The sequence below is a fragment of the Sphingopyxis sp. Q841 genome (genome assembly GCF_052384365.1).
In the GTDB taxonomy this organism is placed as follows: domain Bacteria; phylum Pseudomonadota; class Alphaproteobacteria; order Sphingomonadales; family Sphingomonadaceae; genus Sphingopyxis; species Sphingopyxis terrae_A.
Genome location: NZ_JBQSUM010000001.1, coordinates 1,065,805 through 1,084,033, shown reverse-complemented (window position 1 = coordinate 1,084,033; position 18,229 = coordinate 1,065,805). Strand labels below are relative to the sequence as shown.

General features: G+C 65.7%; 13 protein-coding genes. 8 read left to right on the top strand and 5 right to left on the bottom strand.

Annotation, left to right across the window (positions count from 1 at the left end):
* Positions 1–32: 32 nt before the first annotated feature.
* Positions 33–584: a carboxymuconolactone decarboxylase family protein gene (locus ACT17R_RS05365; RefSeq protein ID WP_062901823.1), complete on the bottom strand. Its 552-nt coding sequence runs from the start codon at positions 582–584 to the stop codon at positions 33–35.
* Positions 585–696: 112 nt separating this feature from the next.
* Between ACT17R_RS05365 and ACT17R_RS05360 the strand changes: the two genes are divergently transcribed.
* The 3 genes from ACT17R_RS05360 (at position 697) to ACT17R_RS05350 (ending at position 4,740) form a co-directional block, all read left to right on the top strand.
* Positions 697–1,629: a LysR family transcriptional regulator gene (locus ACT17R_RS05360; RefSeq protein WP_062901824.1), complete on the top strand. Its 933-nt coding sequence runs from the start codon at positions 697–699 to the stop codon at positions 1,627–1,629.
* 268 nt (positions 1,630–1,897) lie between these two features.
* Positions 1,898–2,911 (top strand): glutathione S-transferase N-terminal domain-containing protein, encoded by a 1,014-nt coding sequence (locus ACT17R_RS05355; protein WP_186402934.1) that lies wholly within the window; start codon positions 1,898–1,900, stop codon positions 2,909–2,911.
* Positions 2,908–4,740, top strand: coding sequence for an arylsulfatase (locus ACT17R_RS05350; protein ID WP_062901826.1), 1,833 nt, complete (start codon positions 2,908–2,910; stop codon positions 4,738–4,740). The genes ACT17R_RS05355 and ACT17R_RS05350 overlap by 4 nt, the downstream gene beginning before the upstream one ends.
* On the opposite strand, the gene ACT17R_RS05345 is transcribed toward ACT17R_RS05350, so the two are convergent.
* Positions 4,660–5,598, bottom strand: coding sequence for a formylglycine-generating enzyme family protein (locus ACT17R_RS05345; RefSeq protein WP_062901827.1), 939 nt, complete (start codon positions 5,596–5,598; stop codon positions 4,660–4,662). The genes ACT17R_RS05350 and ACT17R_RS05345 overlap by 81 nt on opposite strands.
* Positions 5,595–6,239, bottom strand: a complete 645-nt coding sequence (locus ACT17R_RS05340) for a TetR/AcrR family transcriptional regulator (RefSeq protein WP_062901828.1) — start codon at positions 6,237–6,239, stop codon at positions 5,595–5,597. Before ACT17R_RS05340 ends, ACT17R_RS05345 begins: the two co-directional genes overlap by 4 nt.
* Positions 6,240–6,361: 122 nt before the next feature.
* On the opposite strand from ACT17R_RS05340, the gene ACT17R_RS05335 reads away from it, so the two are divergent.
* On the top strand, positions 6,362–7,009 hold the full coding sequence (locus ACT17R_RS05335) for a hypothetical protein (protein WP_062901829.1): 648 nt from the start codon (positions 6,362–6,364) through the stop codon (positions 7,007–7,009).
* Between the two features lie 19 nt (positions 7,010–7,028).
* Complete coding sequence (locus ACT17R_RS05330; protein ID WP_062901830.1) at positions 7,029–8,675, top strand: sulfatase-like hydrolase/transferase; 1,647 nt, start codon at positions 7,029–7,031, stop codon at positions 8,673–8,675.
* 29 nt (positions 8,676–8,704) lie between these two features.
* On the opposite strand, the gene ACT17R_RS05325 is transcribed toward ACT17R_RS05330, so the two are convergent.
* Together ACT17R_RS05325 and ACT17R_RS05320 are read right to left on the bottom strand one after the other, a co-directional pair.
* Positions 8,705–9,151, bottom strand: coding sequence for an Lrp/AsnC family transcriptional regulator (locus tag ACT17R_RS05325; RefSeq protein ID WP_040590524.1), 447 nt, complete (start codon positions 9,149–9,151; stop codon positions 8,705–8,707).
* On the bottom strand, positions 9,151–11,082 hold the full coding sequence (locus tag ACT17R_RS05320; RefSeq protein ID WP_062903122.1) for an isoaspartyl peptidase/L-asparaginase: 1,932 nt from the start codon (positions 11,080–11,082) through the stop codon (positions 9,151–9,153). The genes ACT17R_RS05325 and ACT17R_RS05320 overlap by 1 nt, the downstream gene beginning before the upstream one ends.
* 184 nt (positions 11,083–11,266) lie before the next feature.
* On the opposite strand from ACT17R_RS05320, the gene ACT17R_RS05315 reads away from it, so the two are divergent.
* The 3 genes from ACT17R_RS05315 (at position 11,267) to pgmB (ending at position 18,228) form a co-directional block, all read left to right on the top strand.
* Complete coding sequence (locus tag ACT17R_RS05315; RefSeq protein ID WP_062901831.1) at positions 11,267–14,053, top strand: TonB-dependent receptor plug domain-containing protein; 2,787 nt, start codon at positions 11,267–11,269, stop codon at positions 14,051–14,053.
* Between the two features lie 86 nt (positions 14,054–14,139).
* Complete coding sequence (locus tag ACT17R_RS05310) at positions 14,140–15,144, top strand: LacI family DNA-binding transcriptional regulator (RefSeq protein WP_062901832.1); 1,005 nt, start codon at positions 14,140–14,142, stop codon at positions 15,142–15,144.
* 171 nt (positions 15,145–15,315) lie between these two features.
* Positions 15,316–18,228, top strand: coding sequence for a beta-phosphoglucomutase (gene pgmB / locus ACT17R_RS05305; RefSeq protein WP_444809121.1), 2,913 nt, complete (start codon positions 15,316–15,318; stop codon positions 18,226–18,228).
* The last annotated feature ends 1 nt before the right edge of the window (position 18,229 follow it).

Below are 18,229 nucleotides of genomic sequence, written 5' to 3'. Positions count from 1 at the left end.
GATACCGGGTTGCGGAGCCCGTTACCTGAAGATCAGGCCGAGGTTCGGGCGCGCACCACGGGGAAGTCGATTTCGGTGCCGAAGGCTTCGTTGACGTAGTTGGTGAAGCTGTTGAGCGCGACGTGCAGGACGATTTCCAGCGCCTGCGCGTTGGTGTAACCGGCCTCGCGAAGCGCCAAGACTTCGGCCTCGGTGACATGGCCGCGGTTGTGCGCGAGCGCTGCAGCGAAGCGAACGGCGGCATCGGCAACCGGATCATTCGAAGCCCCGCTCCGGTTTGCGGTCATTTCGGCATCGTCGAGCTTGGCGAGATTGCGACCGAGATAGCTGTGCGCCGACAGGCAATAGCTGCAGCCGTTGATCTCTGCGATGGCCAGCGCGATACGCTCGCGCGTTGCGGCGGGCAGGCTTCCCTTGCCGAGCGCGCCCATCAGGCCGACATAGCCTTCGAGCGTCTCAGGGCTGGTCGACACCAACCGGAACAGGTTGGGTACACTGCCGAGTTGGGCCTGCACGGCCTGGAGCATCGCCTGCGATGCGACCGGGGCGGCTTCGACAGTGGCGGGGGTGGGAATCAGGGACATTAGGTGGACCTTTCGTCTGGGCCGGATTTGGCCTGGCCGCGAAGTAGGTCCTCCTGATTTTCGAGAGTATGGGTCAATTGCGCAAACCATCCTTCCGTAATATGGAAGGAAAATGGATCGTTTCGAGGCTATGCGGACGCTTGTCGCTGCCATCGACGGGGGCAGCCTGTCGGCGGCCTCGCGTGCGCTCGGCATCCCGCTCGCGACCGTGAGCCGGCGGGTATCGGATTTGGAGGCGCGGCTCGGCACCCGCCTGGTCGTTCGCACGAGCCGCAAACTGATACCGACCGAGGAGGGCGCCGCTTTCCTCGTGGCGGCGCGGCGCGTTCTGGAAGATCTGGGCGAGGCGGAGCGCGTTGCCTCGGGCGAATATCGGGCCCCGCGCGGGGAGTTGCTGGTCACGGCACCGATCATGTTCGGCAAATTGCACGTCGCGCCGATCGTCCATGACTTCCTGTCCGCCTATCCCGAGGTCACTGTGCGACTCGTGCTGGCCGATACGCTGGTCGACCTGGTCGAAAATCACGTCGATGTGGCGGTGCGGATAGGAAAGCTGCCCGACAGCAGCCTGATTGCGCGGCGGGTGGGCACGGTGCGATGGTTGATCTGCGCCAGCCCCCACTATCTTTCCTATAACCCGGCGCCGAGCGCGCCGGGGGATTTGGTCCGCCACGACTGCATCGCTTTCGAAGGTTTCCAGACCTATCGCCAATGGCCATTCCTTGCCGGGACGCATCCATTGTCGGTGACGATCCGGCCGCGTTTTTCGGTCAACACCGCCGACGCGGTCATTGACGGGGCCATCAACGGACTGGGGATTGCCCGAATCATGTCCTATCAGGCGTCGCAAGCCGTCGGTGACGGCGCCTTGGTGCCGGTGCTCCAAACCTTCAGCCCGCCGCCGATCCCCGTCCATCTCGTCCATGCCGCCCAGACGCTGCAACCGCTGAAGCTGCGCGCATTCATGGATTTCGTCATTCCGCGCCTCGAACGCGCGCTCGCGCGCATAGACCGGGTTCTTGACCCGCCGGGCAAATCTGATTGAGCCGAGGGAGCGGCAGCGTACCTCACGCTCTCTTCTGCAAAGCGCCGCTATGCGAATGCGAGGGACCGCTCAACTGAGGGTAGTTCATGCCTTTGACGCAGGAAATTCGAGTGCGCGCTGAATATGCGGCCCTCGTCACCCTTTCCGGCGCCATGCAGGGCCGCGTCCCACACGCTCCCCTGATTTGTCCGTGTGGCTGTCCGGGACGCCGCCCATTGCGCTCGCCGATATATTGGCATAGCATATGTCAAAACATGGGGAGGGACGGGTGAACGAACGGCCTTATGAAGTCCATGGTGCGCTGGGTTCGCCCTATTCGATGAAGATTCGCGCGGCGATGCGCTATCGCCGTTTGCCCCATATCTGGGTGCATGGCGCCGCGACGCAGGGCGGGGCGCTGGCGCATGTCCGCGCGCCGGTGATCCCGGTGGTGCGCTTTCCCGACGATAGCTGGCACAATGATTCGACCCCGCTCCTCTATCTGCTCGAGGATCGCCATCCGGGCAGCCGTTCGGTGGTGCCGCCCGATCCCGCGCGCGCCTTTCTGGCGCATCTGATCGAGGATTTCGCTGACGAATGGCTGACCAAGGCGATGTTCGGCTATCGCTGGCTGGCCGAGGTCGACCAGCTTCAGATGAGTCGCTGGCTGGCCTTCGACGCGTTCAAGGGCGGCGGTGCGGAGCAGCGCGAGCGCTTTGCGGCGAGCTTTCGCGAGCGGCAGGTGGGGCGCCTGGCGATCGTCGGCTGCACGCCGGCGAATTTCCCGCTGATCGAAGCGTCGACCCGCGCGGTGCTCGCGGCGCTGGAGACGCATGTCCAGGACCGGCACTGCCTGTTCGGCACGCGGCCATCGCTCGCCGAATTCGGCCTCTTTGGCCAATTGTCGCAGTTCGGCGTCGATCCGACCGCGCAGGCGATGATGCGCACCGACTATCCCTTTGCCTATCGCTGGCTTTCGCACATCGATGACATGTCGGGGATCGACGGCGAATGGGACGCGGCCGATGCGCGGCTGCCGCCCGTGGTCGATGCGCTGCTGGCGGTGGCGGGCGCGGTCTATCTGCCCTTCTTGCGGGCGAATGCGGCGGCACTGGAAAAGGGGGAGGCGATGATACGGTTCGAGGCGATGGGGCATGGCTATGACCAGGGGGTGTTCAAATATCAGGCGAAATGCCTTGCCGACCTGCGCATGCGCTACGCGGCGCTGAACGACGCGGCGCGCGCCGCGGTCGATCCGCTGCTCGAGCGGACTGGCTGCCTGCCCGCGCTGGTGTCGGCATGAGGCGCGCGTTCGCCGCCGGGATCGCCGCTGCGCTGGTCGCGGCGCCGCTGGCCGCGCAGACCGCGGTGCCGACCGCGCCCGCAGCGCCGCGCCATCCCAATATCGTCATCCTGCTGGCCGATGACTGGGGTTTTTCGGATGTCGGCGCTTTCGGGGCCGAATTCGCGACCCCGAACATCGACGCGCTGGCGCATGCCGGGATGCGCTTTTCCAATTTCCATGTGTCGGGTTCCTGCTCACCGACGCGCGCGATGCTGCAGACGGGGGTGATGAACCACCGCGCCGGGTTGGGCAATATGCCCGAGACGATCCCCGACGCGCACCGCGGCAAGCCGGGGTACGAGACGGTGATGAACCACAGCGTCGTCACGATCGCGGAAATGCTGAAGGCGGCGGGCTATCGCACCTATCTGACCGGCAAATGGCATCTGGGCAGCGATCCGACGCGGCTTCCCGAAGCGCGCGGCTATGATCGCGCCTTCAGCCTGGCCGATGCGGGCGCCGACAATTTCGATCAGGAGCCGATAAAGGGCCTCTACGACAAGGCGAACTGGACCGACAATGGCAAGCCGGGGGTGCTGCCCAAGGATTATTATTCGTCGCGCTTCGTCGTCCAGAAGATGATCGATTATATCGACTCCGACCGCGCGAGCGGAAAGCCGTTTTTCGCGTCGGTCAATTTCCTAGCAAACCATATTCCGGTGCAGGCGCCCGACAGCGATATCGCGCGCTATCAGGCGATGTATCGCGAAGGCTGGACCGCGCTGCGCGCCGCACGGGCCAAGCGCGCCGCGGCGCTCGGCATCATGCCCGCGGGCGCGCCGATGGTGACGATGGCGACCACCCCCGACTGGCAAAAGCTGGACAGCGACGAACGCAAGGCGGCGGTCCGCGTCATGCAGGCCTATGCCGGGATGGCGACCGCCGCCGACCGCGAGATCGGGCGCCTTGTCGCGCATCTGAAGGCGACGGGCGATTACGACAATACGATCTTCGTCTTTCTGTCGGACAACGGCCCCGAACCGACCAACCCCTATAACCGGCTGCGCAACCGGCTGTTCCTGGGGATGCAATATAACACGTCGATCGGCAACATCGGCCGCCGCCACAGCTTCAGCGCCATCGGTCCGGGCTGGGCCAGCGCGGCTGCGGCGCCGCTATCGGGGTACAAGTTCAGCGCGACCGAGGGCGGGCTGCGCGTACCGCTGATAATCGCCTGGCCCGGCCATCCGCAGGTGCGCGCGGGCGCGATCTCGAAGGGGCTCGCGCATGTCACCGACATCGTCCCGACGCTGACCGACCTCGCCGGCGTGCCGGGTCACGGCGGCAGCTGGAGCGGGCGGACGGTCGAGCCGATCGCGGGGCGCAGTCTGGTGCCGATGCTGGCAGGCGGCGCGGGCAGCGTTCATGGCGACGCGCCGATTGGTTATGAACTGTCGGGCAATGCCGCGCTGTTCCGGGGGGATTACAAGTTGGTGCGCAATCTGCCGCCGACGGGCGACGGTCAATGGCGACTGTTCGACATCGCCAGCGACCCCGGCGAGACGCGCGATCTGGCCGCCGCGATGCCCGATCGCTTTGCGGCGATGAAGGCCGATTATGCGGCGTTCGCCAAGACCAACCAGGTGCTCGAAATGCCGGCGGGTTACACCGCCGACGAACAGATCAACCTTTATGCGTGGCGGCAACAGGGCCGCAAGCGGGCGATCCAGGCCGGACTGGTGCTCGGCGGGGCGATCGTCGCGCTGTCAGCCCTCTTGTGGCTTTTCGTCCGGCGGCGGCGGGCGCGCGGTGTCGATCAGGCGAATGCCAACATGATCGGTACCTAGCGAGCGTTCTTGAAACTGGCGCGCGGCGGGGCGATAGCGCGCGCAATAATTCGCCGCGCACAGAAAGCTGCCGCCCTTGATGACATTGCGGTCGGGGTCGATCGCGCTTGCCGTCCATTCCCAGACATTGCCGATCAGGTCGTGGACGCCGTGCTTGTCGGCGGGGAAGCAGGCGACGGGCGCGCGGCTCTTGAAGCCGTCGGTGCCGAGGTCGCGGACCGGGAACACGCCCTGATAATAGTTGGCGGTCGGCTTGCCGTTTGCATCGACGGGAACATCGCGCCGCGCGCCGCCGGTTGCAGCGGCAAGTTCCCATTGCGCCTCGTCGGGCAGCGCCTTGCCCTTCCAGTGCGCGTAGGCGAGCGCGTCCTCGTAGCCGACCTGGACCACCGGGTCGCGATCGCGGCCGGCGATGCCGGTCTTCGGTCCTTCGGGATGCCGCCATTCGGCCCCGACGACCCAGCGCCACCAGTTGGGATTGCCGTCAGTCGGCGCTGTAAACACCGCCGATCCGGGGATCAGCATGTCGGGCGGCGCACCGGGCAGTTTCGGCGGGTCTTTCTCGGCAAGCGTCTTGTAGCCGGTCGCCTTCACGAATTCGGCGAATTCGGCGTTCGTCACCTCATGCGTTGCCATCCAGAAACCCTTGACCGAAACCTCGCGCGCCGGTGCCTCTTCGGGCAGCGTCGCGTCGGCGCCCATGGTGAAGGTCGCGCCGGGTATCCAGACATAGTCGCGCGCCGGCATCGGCGGGCAGGTCGGTGTCTGCGCTTCGGCATGCTGTTCGGTCTTTTTGGCGCCGCATGCGGCCAGGGCGCCCAGCGCGGCGAAAGCGATCAGCGCTGCGCTGCGCTTCACCGATCGCCGCCTTGCGGAAGCGCGGCAAGCAGCGCTTCGACCATATGCGCGGTGACGGTCCCCGCTTCTTCGGCCGGCAGGCCCTGGTCGTGCCGCAACGCGCGCCAGTTCTGGAAGGAGAGGGTGGCACATAGCGCCTCCGCCGCCACCTTGTTCGCAAGGACAGGCGCGGGCAGCAGGCGCATTACCAGTTCGCGCTCGACCGTGATGACGCGGCCATATTCGGCCATCAGAAAGGGCGACTGATAGCGCTTGATATTGGCCGCGAGCCGGAACGGCAGCATCGTTTCGAACACGCGGACGCGGCGGCGGGCGAGATCGCGCATGTTCGCACGCCAGTCGTTGTCGAGATAGGGGGCGGTGACGATCGGCATCACCCGTTCGGCGATCGTCGCCGAAATCTCGCTATAGAGCGAATCCATATCGTCGAAATGGCGGAAAACGGTGCGAATGCCGATCCCGGCTTCGTCGGCGACGCGCGCCGCGCTGGGCATCAGGTCGCCGCCAGCGATCAGCTCCATCATCGCCTTGACGATGCGTTTGTGGCTCGACCGGCTGCGTTCGCGCCGACCATCGATCCGGGGCGTCTCGCTCGCCGGATTCGCCTTTGCCTCGCCCTCCGCTTTCGCCGTTGTCGTCATGTCCTCCCCGCTGGCGCAGCTTGGCGCCGTGGTCAATGCCCGCTTCGAAGCATCTTGCGCCGCGCCCGATATAATGACACATATAGTGCCAATAGTTTCGGGGCAACCGAAGAGTCGGGGGAATGATGGGGGAGCAGGCTTTTCTTGTCGGCGCGATTTGGGCGGGCGCGTTGCTGCTCTGGCTCGCCTTCCTGCTGTTCTACGATGGGTTCCGCCGCCCGCTGACGCGCGCCGAGATCGACGCCTTTCTGGGCACGCTCGGCGATCGCATGGAGGAAACGGGCAACGACAGCGCCCGCCTGCGCGCTTTTCTGGAGGACGACGACGGACGCGAATTCGTCATGGTCAATCTTGTCCGCACGCGGCCGGGCCAAGTCACCGATCCCGCCAGCGGCGAGACGCGCGCGGGCAGCGAATGGCTGCGCCGCTATTCGGACCCCTTCGTGCGCGGGCTGATCGCGCGCGGCGGGCATCCGCTCTATGTCGGCGCCAAGGTCGGCGGCTATATCGACGCGTGGAACACACCCGCCGACCCCGGCTGGTCGCTGGTCGGCACGATGCGATACCGCAGCCGCCGCGATCTGATCCGCATGGCGGCCGATCCGGCCTTTCGCGCCGTGCATCCGAACAAGACACTGGGGATCGAGACGACCTTCTCTTTCCCGACGCAGCGACAGATCGCCTTTTATGCCAGCCCGCGGGTCACGGTGGGGCTGGGGCTCGCGCTCGCTGCGGCGCTTGCGCATATCGCGCTTTTGACATGGGCTTAGAGGGGGCCGGAGGGGACCGATGAAGAAACGCTGGATTGCATTGGGCGTCGTCGCGCTGATCGGCGCGGGTGGCTATTGGGGTTTTCAGGAGAATAAATATCGTCTGCCCGGGATGATCCAGGATTGGCGCGACCCGGTGCAGCCGAACCACGCGGTGGTCTGGCAGCAGGGGCCGGGTGCGGCCCCCGTCACCGCGCCGGGGACCAAGCGCCCGCCCAACATCATCCTGATCGTCGCCGACGATCTGGGCTGGAACGACATCAGCCTGAACGGCGGCGGCGTTGCGGGCGGGATCGTCAAGACGCCCAACATCGACGCGCTGGCACGTCAGGGGCTGAACTTCACCACCGCCTATGCCGCGAACGCCACCTGTTCGCCGTCGCGCGCGGCGATGATGACCGGCCGCTATCCGACTCGCTTCGGTTTCGAGTTCACCGCGGTGCCGACCGCCTTTGCCGAGAATCTGGCGCATGGCGGCGGCCTTGGCCCGCTGAAGGCGGTATTCCACAAGGAACTGATCACCGACGATATTCCCGACTATCCCGACATGGGCGTCCCGCCGAGCGAAATTACCATTGCCGAAGCGGTGAAGGCGGCGGGATATCACACCATCCACATCGGCAAATGGCATCTGGGCGAAGCGCCGCGCTTGCAGCCCAATGCGCAGGGTTTCGACGAAAGCCTCGCGATTCTGGCGGGGGGCGCGAAATTCCTGCCCGACGACGATCCCGATACGGTCAACGCCAAGCTGCCGTGGGATCCGATCGACCGTTTCATCTGGGCCAATCTGCGCCACGCCGTCACCTTCAACGGCGGCAAGCGCTTTCATCCCCAGGGGCATATGACCGACTATTTCGCCGCCGAAGCCGAAAAGGCGATCGAGGCGAACAAGAACCGGCCCTTCTTCATGTATCTGGCGTTCAATGCGCCGCACACGCCGTTGCAGGCAACGCGCGAGGAATATGACCGGCTGCCGCAGATCAAGGATCACAAGACGCGCGTTTACGGAGCGATGATCGCGCAGCTCGACCGCCGCATCGGCGATGTCATGGCGAAGCTCAAGCAGGCGGGGATCGACGACAATACGCTTGTCATCTTCACCAGCGACAATGGCGGGGCCTGGTACACCGGCATCCCGCACCTCAACGCGCCCTATCGGGGATGGAAGGCGACCTTCTTCGAGGGCGGCATCCGCACGCCCTTCTTCATGCGCTGGCCGGGCCATATCGCGCCGGGTTCTACCCGCGCCGACGTGACCGGGCATATCGACATATATTCGACGATCGCCGCCGCGGCGGGGGCGAAGGTGCCGACCGATCGCATCGTCGACAGCCAGAATATCCTTGCCGGGCCGGCGCATCGCCAGGCGATGTACTGGCGTTCGGGCGACTATCGCGTCGTGCGCGCGGGCGACTGGAAATTGCAGGTAACGAAGCGGCCCGAAAAGGTTCGCCTCTATAATGTCGCTATCGATCCGACCGAACAGCATGATGTGTCGGCGCAGGAGCCGCAGCGCGTCGCACAGCTTCGTGCGATGATCGAGGCGCAGAACAAGGGGATGGCCAAGCCGATCTGGCCGGGGCTGATCGAGGGGCCGGTGCGGATCGACGTGCCGCTCAACGCGCCGTGGAAGGACGGGCAGGATTATATCTACTGGACCAACTGACCGGTTCGGTCGTCGCCGGAGGGAAGGGGTCAGCGTTCGATCTTGGTCACCAATATGACCGACGTCGTCGTGCGTTCGACCCCGTCGAGCAGGCCGATCTCGTCGATCAGCTCGTTGAGCAGGGCGCTGTCCTCCGCTTCCAGCATCGCGATGATGTCATATTCGCCGCTGATCGCGTGGATCGCCTGAACCTGGGTAAAGCCGGCGAGGGCGGCCTCGACCTCGCGGTGATAGCGCGGCAACGTCTTGATCATCATATGGGCGCGGACGCGGCCGGCGGCAAAGGCTTGTCCCAGCCGCACCGTATAGCCCGCGACGATATTATCCTCTTCCAGCCGCGCGAGCCGCGAATAGACCTGGCCGCGCGAGATGCCGAGTTCCTTCGCAAGCTGTGCGATGGTCTGGCGCGCATCGTCGCGCAGCAGGGTGAGCAGGCGATCGTCGATCTCGTCGAGACTGACGGTCATCGGCGCCATCAGTCCGCCCATGCCTCGTCAGCGAAGATCGCCGTCTGTGGTTCCGCCCCGGCCGTCATCCGGCCACGATACATGCCAAGGTCGTTGAGTGCAAAGACCGGGCGGCCGTCGGGGCCCATCGCGATCAGGCCGCCGTCGCCGCCGATCGCACCGACCGCCGCGATGGTCGCCTGCGCCGCGTCGTTCAGGCTTTCGCCTTTCCACGCGACGCGGTCGCAGACCTGCCGCGCCGCGCTTTCGCGGATGAAATATTCGCCCGATCCCGTCGCCGAAACCGCGCATCGGCCGTTGCTGGCATAGGTGCCCGCGCCGATGATCGGCGAATCGCCGATGCGGCCCCAGCGCTTGCCGGTCATGCCGCCGGTCGAGGTTGCGGCGGCGAGATTGCCGTTGGCATCGATCGCAACCGCGCCGACGGTGCCGAACAGATGCGTCGGGTCGAGCGCGGCCTGATGCTTCTTGCGCCAGGCGAGCAACTGCTGCCACCGCTGATCCGTCCGGAACCAGGCGGGGTCGACCTGTTCGAGCCCCTGTTCGACCGAGAAGCGGTCGGCGCCGTCGCGCGCCAAGAGAACGTGCGGGCTCTTGTCCATCACCGCGCGGGCAAGGTCGATCGGGTGACGGGTGCGCGTGACACCCGCGACGGCACCGGCCTTGAGCGTGGCGCCGTCCATGATCGCGGAATCGAGTTCGTTGGTCCCCTCGGCGGTGAACACGGCGCCGCGACCGGCATTGAAAAGCGGATTGTCCTCGAGCACGCGCACCGCCGCCGCGACCGCGTCGAGCGCCGGGCCGCCCTTGTCGAGCACCGCCGATCCGGCGCGCAGCGCGGCGTCGAGGCCGGCGCGATAGGCGGCTTCCTTGTCGGGGGTGAGCGAGCCGGGCTTGATGACCCCGGCGCCGCCATGGATCGCGAGCGACCAGCGCGGCACCTCGACCAGTTCGCCCGCGCGCGCGGCATAGTTGCGCACGAACACCGGCGCATCGACGCGGCCCGAGGGCAGGTGAACGACCGAGCCCGGCCCGACCCCCGTCACCTTCACCCGCGGCACATCGAGCGGCCTGCGGTCGCTGACGTTGCGCAGTTCCGATCCGTCCACGACCCAGGCATAGCCGTCGGGTGCGGTCGCATAGATGCGCCCCGACCCGTCGGGTTCGACCGCGAGCGCGGCGCTTTCATCGACGCCGAGCCCGATCATCGCGGGCGCGTCGGCAGCGCGTCCGACCTGCGCCTTGGCGACGAAGGCGAAAAGGCGGCCGAGCCGGTCGCGTTCCTTGAAATGCGTATCGGTGACGATGCCCTTGAGCAGCGCCAGGTGCAGGAATTCGCCTTCGATGGTGTTAGCGGGGCCGAGCGGATCGGCGAGCGCCTCAGGACTCTTGATGCTGCCGTCGTCCATCGCGCCATAGAGTTTTTCGCCCTGCATCGCGAGGCCGGCGCTGGTCCCGGCGAGCGGCTTGCCCGCCGCGACATGCGCGTCGATGATCTCGTTGACCGGCGTGCCGCGCCAGAAGCGCACATATCGCGACTGGTCGCCGCCGGCGATGAAGATGCCGTCGGCCTTGCGCAGCCGGTCGAGAATCTTCTTGTCGGTCGCTTGCGAACGCGCGTGGAAAACGAAGATTTCGACCGACTGGATGCCGCCGATGTCGCGATAGAATTCCTCGCCGATTTCCTTGCCGTAAGAAGCGCTGAGGACGACGATGTGGCCCTTTCCGGCCTTGCCGAAGAACCATTTCATCGCGTCGATATTCCGGTCGCCTCCGCCCATCAGCAGCAGTCCGCCCGATACCGGACCCGGCGTCGGCGTGTTCAGCGCGCCATAGACATAATGTTCGTAGGGCTGGTCTTTCGCCGCCGCTGGCGGCGCGGCGAGAAGGAGCGCGTACAGCAGTGCGGTGATCCATTTGAACAGTCTGATCGGCGGCATCAGCATATCTCCTTCGGCAACTCTGATCGATGGACGTTACATAATCGACACGCAAAATGACAATATGATTCCTGTTTTAGTCATAATGATTGAAATTTTCGGTCCGTTCTGGCTGATAGGGCGCGTCTCGTGACAGGGCATTGGGGGCGCCGATTCGCGCCGCAAACAGGATAGGGGCTTTTCGATGGAACATCTCGGCCGACGGTCGCTTCGCATCATTCTAGGGCTGGGCGTCTGCCTTCCCGCGCTCGCCACGCCGGCGCTGGCGCAGGACGCGTCGGACGAGGGCGCGGTGCAGGAGATCATCGTCACCGGTTCGCGCATTCCCACGATAAAGGATCAGGGGCCGTCGGCGGTCACGACCATCGATTCCGATGCGATCCGCGCCAACGGCTATACCAGCGTCCCCGAACTGCTCGCGGCGATGACCCAGAACAGCGGCGAGACGCAAAGCCCGCAGTCGGGCAGCAGCGCCGACTTCACCCCCGGCGCGCAGCAGGTCGACCTGCGCGGGCTTGGCCCCAACCACACGCTCGTGCTCGTCAACGGGCGCCGCATCGCCGATTTCCCGCTGCCCTATATCGGCCGCAGCAACTTCACCGACATTTCGAATATCCCGGTGGGGCTGATCGACAAGGTCGAGATATTGTCGGGTGCAGCCTCGGCCATTTATGGTTCGGACGCGATTGCGGGCGTCATCAACTTCAAGATGAAGGAAAATCTGGACGGCCTGACGCTCGACTATCGCCACGGCCGCACCCAGCATGGTGGCGGCATGTCGCATCGCTTCACCGCGACCGGCGGCTGGTCGACCGACCGTTTCAGCATCGCGGCCGGTATCGAATATCTCGACCAGCGTCCGCTGTGGGCTTATGATCGTTCGATCCAGGACAGCACCGACGACAGTCCCGGCAGCACGATCGCGCGCCGCACCTTCCTGCGCTACAGCATCGAAAACGACAGCTATATCGATCCGGGTCCGGCGGCCTGCGCCGGGGTTGCGAACCTCAACGGCGGTTCGACCATCTATACGTCGCGTCCGCGCTACGGCGATTATGATCCGGCGATCGACGATTACGGCCCCGGCTATTACTGCGGCAGCAAGACGTCGATCGGCTACGGCACGATCGTTTCGGGTCGCAAGGGCTTCAACAGCTTCGGCACGATGTCGTACGAGCTGTCGGACAATGCCAAATTGTTCGCCGACTTTCAGTTCGGAATCAGTAAGGTCCGGCTGATGTACGACGTCACGAGCTGGGCGTTCGAAAGCTCGTCGTCGAGTTCGGACAACAGTTTTTACAACGCGTTCGACGATACGATCGACGACTGGTCGCGCCAGTTTGCCCCGGAAGAAACCGGCGGGCTGGAAATGCAGCGCAGCAAGCAGACGACCTACAGCATCACGCCCGGTATCCGCGGCAATTTTGGCAATGCCTGGAATTACGAGGCATCTTTCAATTACAGCCGCTACCAGTCGGTCGTGCGCTGGCCCCAGATCGTCAATTCCAAGGCGATCGCCTTCTTTCTGGGCGAACAGCTGGGGGTCGACGAGGACAGCGGCTATCCGATTTTCAACGCCGATCCCGCGCGGCTCTACACCGCGCTGACGCCTGCCGAATATGACAGCATTTCGGCCGATACGGTCTATCGTCCGTATAGCTGGACCAGCAATTTGCAGGCGACGCTGACCAATGGCGAGCTGTTCCAGCTTCCGGCCGGCCCGGTCGGGGTCGCGGTGGTCGCCGAATATGGCAAGCAGGGCTATAATCTGCGTCCCGATCCGCTGGCGCTCACCGACTATTATTACAGCTGGAAAGACAGCGACGGTGCGGGCAAGCGCAGCCATGCCGCGATCGGCGGCGAAGTGCGCGTGCCGGTGCTCGATTTCGTGACGCTGACGGGTGCCGGCCGCTATGACACCTTCGGCTTTGCCGGCCGCGATGTCGGCAAGTTCACCTATAATGGCGGGGTCGAAGTCCGACCGACGAGCAGCCTGCTGCTGCGCGCCGCCTATGGCACTGCCTTCCGCGCGCCCGACCTCCACTATGTCTTTACGGGGCCGGGCAATGTGCAGAGCAGCGTCGATGACTATTATCTGTGCGCGGTCGAAGAGCCCGACGAGGATATCGGCGATTGCAGCTATTCGGGGACCGGCGTCGTCGTGAACCGGACCGGCAACCGCAACCTCGACGCCGAAACCGGACGAACGCTGACGGGAGGCATCGTCTTTTCGCCGTCGAGCCGCCTCCATGTTTCGGTCGATTATTTCCGCGTGACGCTCGACAATCAGGTCGACGATCTCAGCATCGACACGCTGGCCCGGACCGAGGCGGACTGCAGCGTGCTGACCGCGGGCGGCACGCCCAAGCTCGATCCCAATTCGCCGACCTGTCAGGATGCCTTCGCGCGCATCACGCGCTTTGCCAGCGGCGGCAATGCCGGGCAGATCTCGTCGATCCGCGTCAATCCGATCAACATTGCGCGCGAAAGGACGAGCGGGATCGATATCGCCTTCCGCGGCAGCCTGCCAACCGGTATCGGCAACTTCACCCTGTCGCTCGCGCACAGCCATGTGTTCAAGCACAGTTTCCAGCAATATCCGGGCGATCCGTTCGTCGACAAGCTCGCCGTCGATAGCGGCTATTACCTGCCGCGCGACAAGTCGAACGGCAGCATCTCATACGAAAATGAGGGCTTTCAGCTGACCTTTTCGGGCACCCGGCTCGGCAAGCTGCCCAATTATGACGAGGATGCGTTCATCAAGGCGAGCTACCTCTTCAATGCGACCATGCAATATGATTTCACCGATCATCTGCGCGGCTCGCTGACGGTGCGCAACCTGTTCGACACGAACCCCGTCAAGGACCCGACCTGGTCGAGCTATCCCTATTACAACACCAGCTGGTTCGACAGCATCGGACGCAGCGTGTTCCTGCAGCTCACCTACAAATTGGGAGGATCGGCGCTCTGACCGGTCGCGGCGGGGGCGGGCTTCCGTCCCCGCCGCCCTCCTCTTAGGCGCTTGTGAAACAAGGCGGACGCGCGTTAAGGGGAGCCATGGCTAATGGCACCGGTCCCCTTGGCGGCGGCAATGCGCGCCCGACGATGGCCGACATCGCGCGCGAGCTGGGCGTCGCGAAGATCACCGTTTCGCGCGCGCTTTCGGACAGCCCGACGGTCAAGGAAAGCACGCGCCGGCTGATCCGCGACACCGCCGAACGCATGGGCTACCGGCTCAATATTTCGGCGCGCAATCTGCGGCAGCAACGCACCCGGACCATCGCCGTAGTCATCGAAATGGCCCCCTCGCACGACCGCCTGATGAGCGAACCTTATCCGCTCTCGCTGCTCGGCGGGATCATGCAGGAACTGACTGCAGCCGGACAGAATATGGTGCTGACGACGATCGAGTTGTTCGCACAGCACCCGCCGTCGGCCGACGGGGTCATCCTGCTGGGGCAGGGCGTGCATGACGATGCCGCCGCGGCGATCGAGGCGACCGGGCTGCCGTATGTGGTCTGGGGCGCGGCGCACGGCCCGCCCGGACGCGTCGTCGTCGGCAGCGACAATCGCGCGGGCGGCCGGCTCGCCGCCGACTATCTGCGCGCGCGCGGGCGCCGCGCGCTGCTGTTCCTTGGTGAAACCCAGCATGGCGAGGTCGAGGATCGGCTCCAGGGCTTTGCCGACGCGCTGAAGGGCAGCGACGCCGCGGTGATTGAGCGGATCGCCTGCGCCTTCACCGCCGCCGCCGGGCGCGAGGCGATCGATCGGCTTCTGGCCAAGGGCACTGCCTTCGACGGCGTCTTCGCGGCGAGCGATGCCATTGCGATGGGCGCGATCGAAGCGTTGCAGGCGCGCGGCCTGTCCGTACCCGGCGACGTATCGGTCGTCGGCTTCGACGATTCCCCCGGCGCAGCGATCGTATCGCCCAAACTCACCACCATCCGGCAGGACTGGGCGGTCGGCGGCGAATTGCTCGCCAAGAAGGTGCTCGATCTCGTCGCGGGCAAGGGCGCCGATTCGCGCGCCATGAGCGTGGAACTGGTCGCACGCGAAAGCTGAATCACTGCGCGAACGCGCCGTAGTTCGCACGTCCTTTCCCGCAATGGTATCGATAACTTGACATCGATACCATTTTTGCACCACAAGATGGCTTCGATGGAGCGCGCGCCGGCCGAGCGTGCGCCGCGGGTGAGGATGACAGTGGCAATTTCCAGCGCAGCTTCTGATACGATGCGGCTTGTCCGACACGGCGGCGACGCCGTCGGCGATCAGGCGGCCGCGCTGTTCGCGCTCGCCAACGGCCTGGTCGGCGTTGAGGGCGTCGCCGACGAATGCGCCGCTGCGCCCTGCGCCTATCTCCCCGGCGCCTATGTCAGCCGCCCGATCGATTATCATGAAAGCTTTCCCGGCTACGCGACCGCGACTGACACGCGGATCAAATGCCCGAGCCCGGTGGCCCTGCGCCTGCGGATCGACGGCGCGCCGGTCGATTTTGCGGCTGCCGAGCGCCTCGAAGCCGAGAGCCTGCTCGATCTTGCCTGGGGACAGCTTCGCCGCCGCACCCGCTGGCGTCTCGCCGATGGCCGGACGATCGAGATTGCGGCCGTTCGCATCGTTCCGCTGGACGGCGATGCCTGCGTCGCAACGCGTCTGTCGGTCTCGCCGGTGGATTTCGCCGCGACGATCGAGATCGATCTGATCTTCGGCACCGATGCCGATGGCGGCAACGCCGATGCGGCCGACGATCCGCGTATTTCCGGGCGGCTGCGGCCGGTCTGGACCGTTCAGCCTTCCGAACCGGGCGACACCCCTTCCGTGGTCCGGTTTGCCCAGGGTGCCGTCGAACTCGCCTATCGCCAGCGGGTCGCCAGCCTCGATGCGCCGGTGGTGCGCATCGACGGCGGCCATATGGTGCGCGGCGCGTTGGTCGCCGGCGGCACGCTGAGCGTCGACCGGGTGGTCGCCATGGCCTGCACCCGCGGCCACCCGGTCGACATCGCTGCGCTGCTCGAACCGCAGCCGTTCGACGCCATTGCGGCGGCGCAGCAGCGCGCGGTCGACCAATTGTGGGCGCATGCCGATTTTGCGATCGCGGGCGACGACGCGCTGACGCAGGCGCTGCGTTTCGACCTGTTCCAGCTCCACCAGTCGGCCAGCCGCGACCCGGACCACAGTATCGCGGCCAAGGGGCTGTCGGGCGAAGGCTATGAGGGCCATTATTTCTGGGACGCCGAATCCTTCATGCTCCCGGTGCTGGCGCTCCAGATGCCCGACCGGGCGCGCACCCTGCTGCAGTATCGCATCGGCAAGCTTGCGGCGGCGCGGGCGCATGCGCGCGGCATTGGCCATGCGCGCGGCGCGCTCTATCCGTGGCGGACCATCGGCGGGGCCGAATGTTCGTCACATTATCCGACGGGGTCGGCGCAATATCATATCAACGGCGACATCGCGCATGGCGTTGCGCTGTATGTCGCGGCGACGGGCGATAGCGACGTCCGCCGCGCTGCGGCCGAAATGCTGTTCGAAACCGCGCGCATCTGGCCCGAGATCGGCGCCTTCGACCCGCGCCGCGGCGGGGCCTTCTGCATCTATGGCGTGACCGGGCCCGACGAATATTCGGCGCTCGTCGATAATGATTATTACACCAACGCGATCGCGGCGCGGCACCTTGCCTATGCTGCCGACACCGCCGACTGGCTGGCGCACACCGATCCCGCGGCCTTCGCGGCGCTGGCGCAGGCCATCGGCCTCGACGCCGAAGAAGTCGCGATGTGGCGCCGCGCCGCCGAGGCGATGTGGTTGCCGGTCGATGCAGAGGCCGGGGTAAGCCCGCAGGACGACGCCTTTCTGGGAAGGCCGAAGCTGGCTGATCTGGCACCGCTCGACGAGCGCGGGCCGCTGCTGATGCGCTATCACCCGATGATCCTGTTCCGGCACCAGATCGCCAAGCAGGGCAATGTGCTGCAGGCGATGGCGATGGATCTCGTGTCGTTGCCGCTCGCGCTGCAGCGGCGCAATTTCGACTATTACAGCCGCGTCACCGCGCATGATTCGACGCTGTCGTCGGTGGCCTTCGCAATTGTGGCGGCGCGGCTCGGCGAGGATGGGGAGGCGCTCGATTTCCATCGCGAGGCCGCCTTCGTCGATCTGGAAAATCGCCACGGCAACACCTCGCACGGCCTGCACATGGCGGCGCTTGCGGGAAGCTGGCTCGTGCTTGCGCACGGCTGGGGCGGTCTGTGGCTCGGCGGCGATTGCCCCGCCTTCGCGCCGCGCATCCCCGCCGGCTGGGCGCGCTATCATTTCCGCCTGATGTGGCGCGGCAGCGTGATCGAGGTTGCGGTCGATGCCGAAGGGGCGACCTATCGCCGCCTGTCGGGCGCGCCGGTCGATATTGTCGATCACGGCCGCCCGGTTCGTCTTGCCGACGTGGCGGTCCGGATGGCGCGCCCGGCGGTGCAGGGCGTGATCTTCGACCTCGACGGCGTGCTGACCGACACGGCCGAGGATCATTACCATGCGTGGCAAGCGCTGGCCGACCAATATGGCTATGCCTTCGACCGCGCCGCCAACGACCGGCTGAAGGGCGTCGATCGCGCGGGATCGCTGCGCCTTATCCTGGACGGCGCGGGCGCGTCGGTCGACGACGCGCGCTTCGAGGCGATGCTTGCAGAGAAGAATGCGCTCTACCGCGCGCGGCTGGCCGCTTATTCGCCCGCCAATCTGTTCGACGGCGTGCGCGCGCTTTTTGCCGCGCTGCGCAGCGCGGGCATCAAGATCGGCCTCGCCTCGGCGAGCCGCAATGCCGGCGACGTCGTTCGGTTGCTCGGCATCGCCGACCAGTTCGATTTCATCGCCGACGCGGGCGCGATCGCGGCGAACAAGCCGGCGCCCGACATATTCCTGGCCTGTGCCGACGGCATGGGCCTCCCCCCGGAACGCTGCATCGGTATCGAAGATGCGCAGGCCGGAATTTCAGCCATCCATGCGGCGGGCATGGTGGCGATTGGCATCGGGTCTGAAGAGGCGCTGCCCGATGCCGACGTGCACGTCCCCGCCATCGGGGCGCTTTCGGTCGACCAGATCCTGTCAGCAGAACGGGAAGCGGCGAGCGCGGGCAACCTTTCAAAGAAAACAGGATAAG

What these genes read in the sequence shown, in the direction of transcription:
- ACT17R_RS05335 (WP_062901829.1), top strand. Translation starts at nt 6,362, where the DNA reads ATGATGGGGGAGCAGGCTTTTCTTGTCGGCGCGATTTGGGCGGGCGCG.
- ACT17R_RS05325 (WP_040590524.1), bottom strand. Translation starts at nt 9,151, where the DNA reads ATGGCGCCGATGACCGTCAGTCTCGACGAGATCGACGATCGCCTGCTC.
- ACT17R_RS05350 (WP_062901826.1), top strand. Translation starts at nt 2,908, where the DNA reads ATGAGGCGCGCGTTCGCCGCCGGGATCGCCGCTGCGCTGGTCGCGGCG.
- ACT17R_RS05365 (WP_062901823.1), bottom strand. Translation starts at nt 584, where the DNA reads ATGTCCCTGATTCCCACCCCCGCCACTGTCGAAGCCGCCCCGGTCGCA.
- pgmB (WP_444809121.1), top strand. Translation starts at nt 15,316, where the DNA reads ATGCGGCTTGTCCGACACGGCGGCGACGCCGTCGGCGATCAGGCGGCC.
- ACT17R_RS05315 (WP_062901831.1), top strand. Translation starts at nt 11,267, where the DNA reads ATGGAACATCTCGGCCGACGGTCGCTTCGCATCATTCTAGGGCTGGGC.
- ACT17R_RS05310 (WP_062901832.1), top strand. Translation starts at nt 14,140, where the DNA reads ATGGCTAATGGCACCGGTCCCCTTGGCGGCGGCAATGCGCGCCCGACG.
- ACT17R_RS05360 (WP_062901824.1), top strand. Translation starts at nt 697, where the DNA reads ATGGATCGTTTCGAGGCTATGCGGACGCTTGTCGCTGCCATCGACGGG.
- ACT17R_RS05340 (WP_062901828.1), bottom strand. Translation starts at nt 6,239, where the DNA reads ATGACGACAACGGCGAAAGCGGAGGGCGAGGCAAAGGCGAATCCGGCG.
- ACT17R_RS05320 (WP_062903122.1), bottom strand. Translation starts at nt 11,082, where the DNA reads ATGCCGCCGATCAGACTGTTCAAATGGATCACCGCACTGCTGTACGCG.
- ACT17R_RS05330 (WP_062901830.1), top strand. Translation starts at nt 7,029, where the DNA reads ATGAAGAAACGCTGGATTGCATTGGGCGTCGTCGCGCTGATCGGCGCG.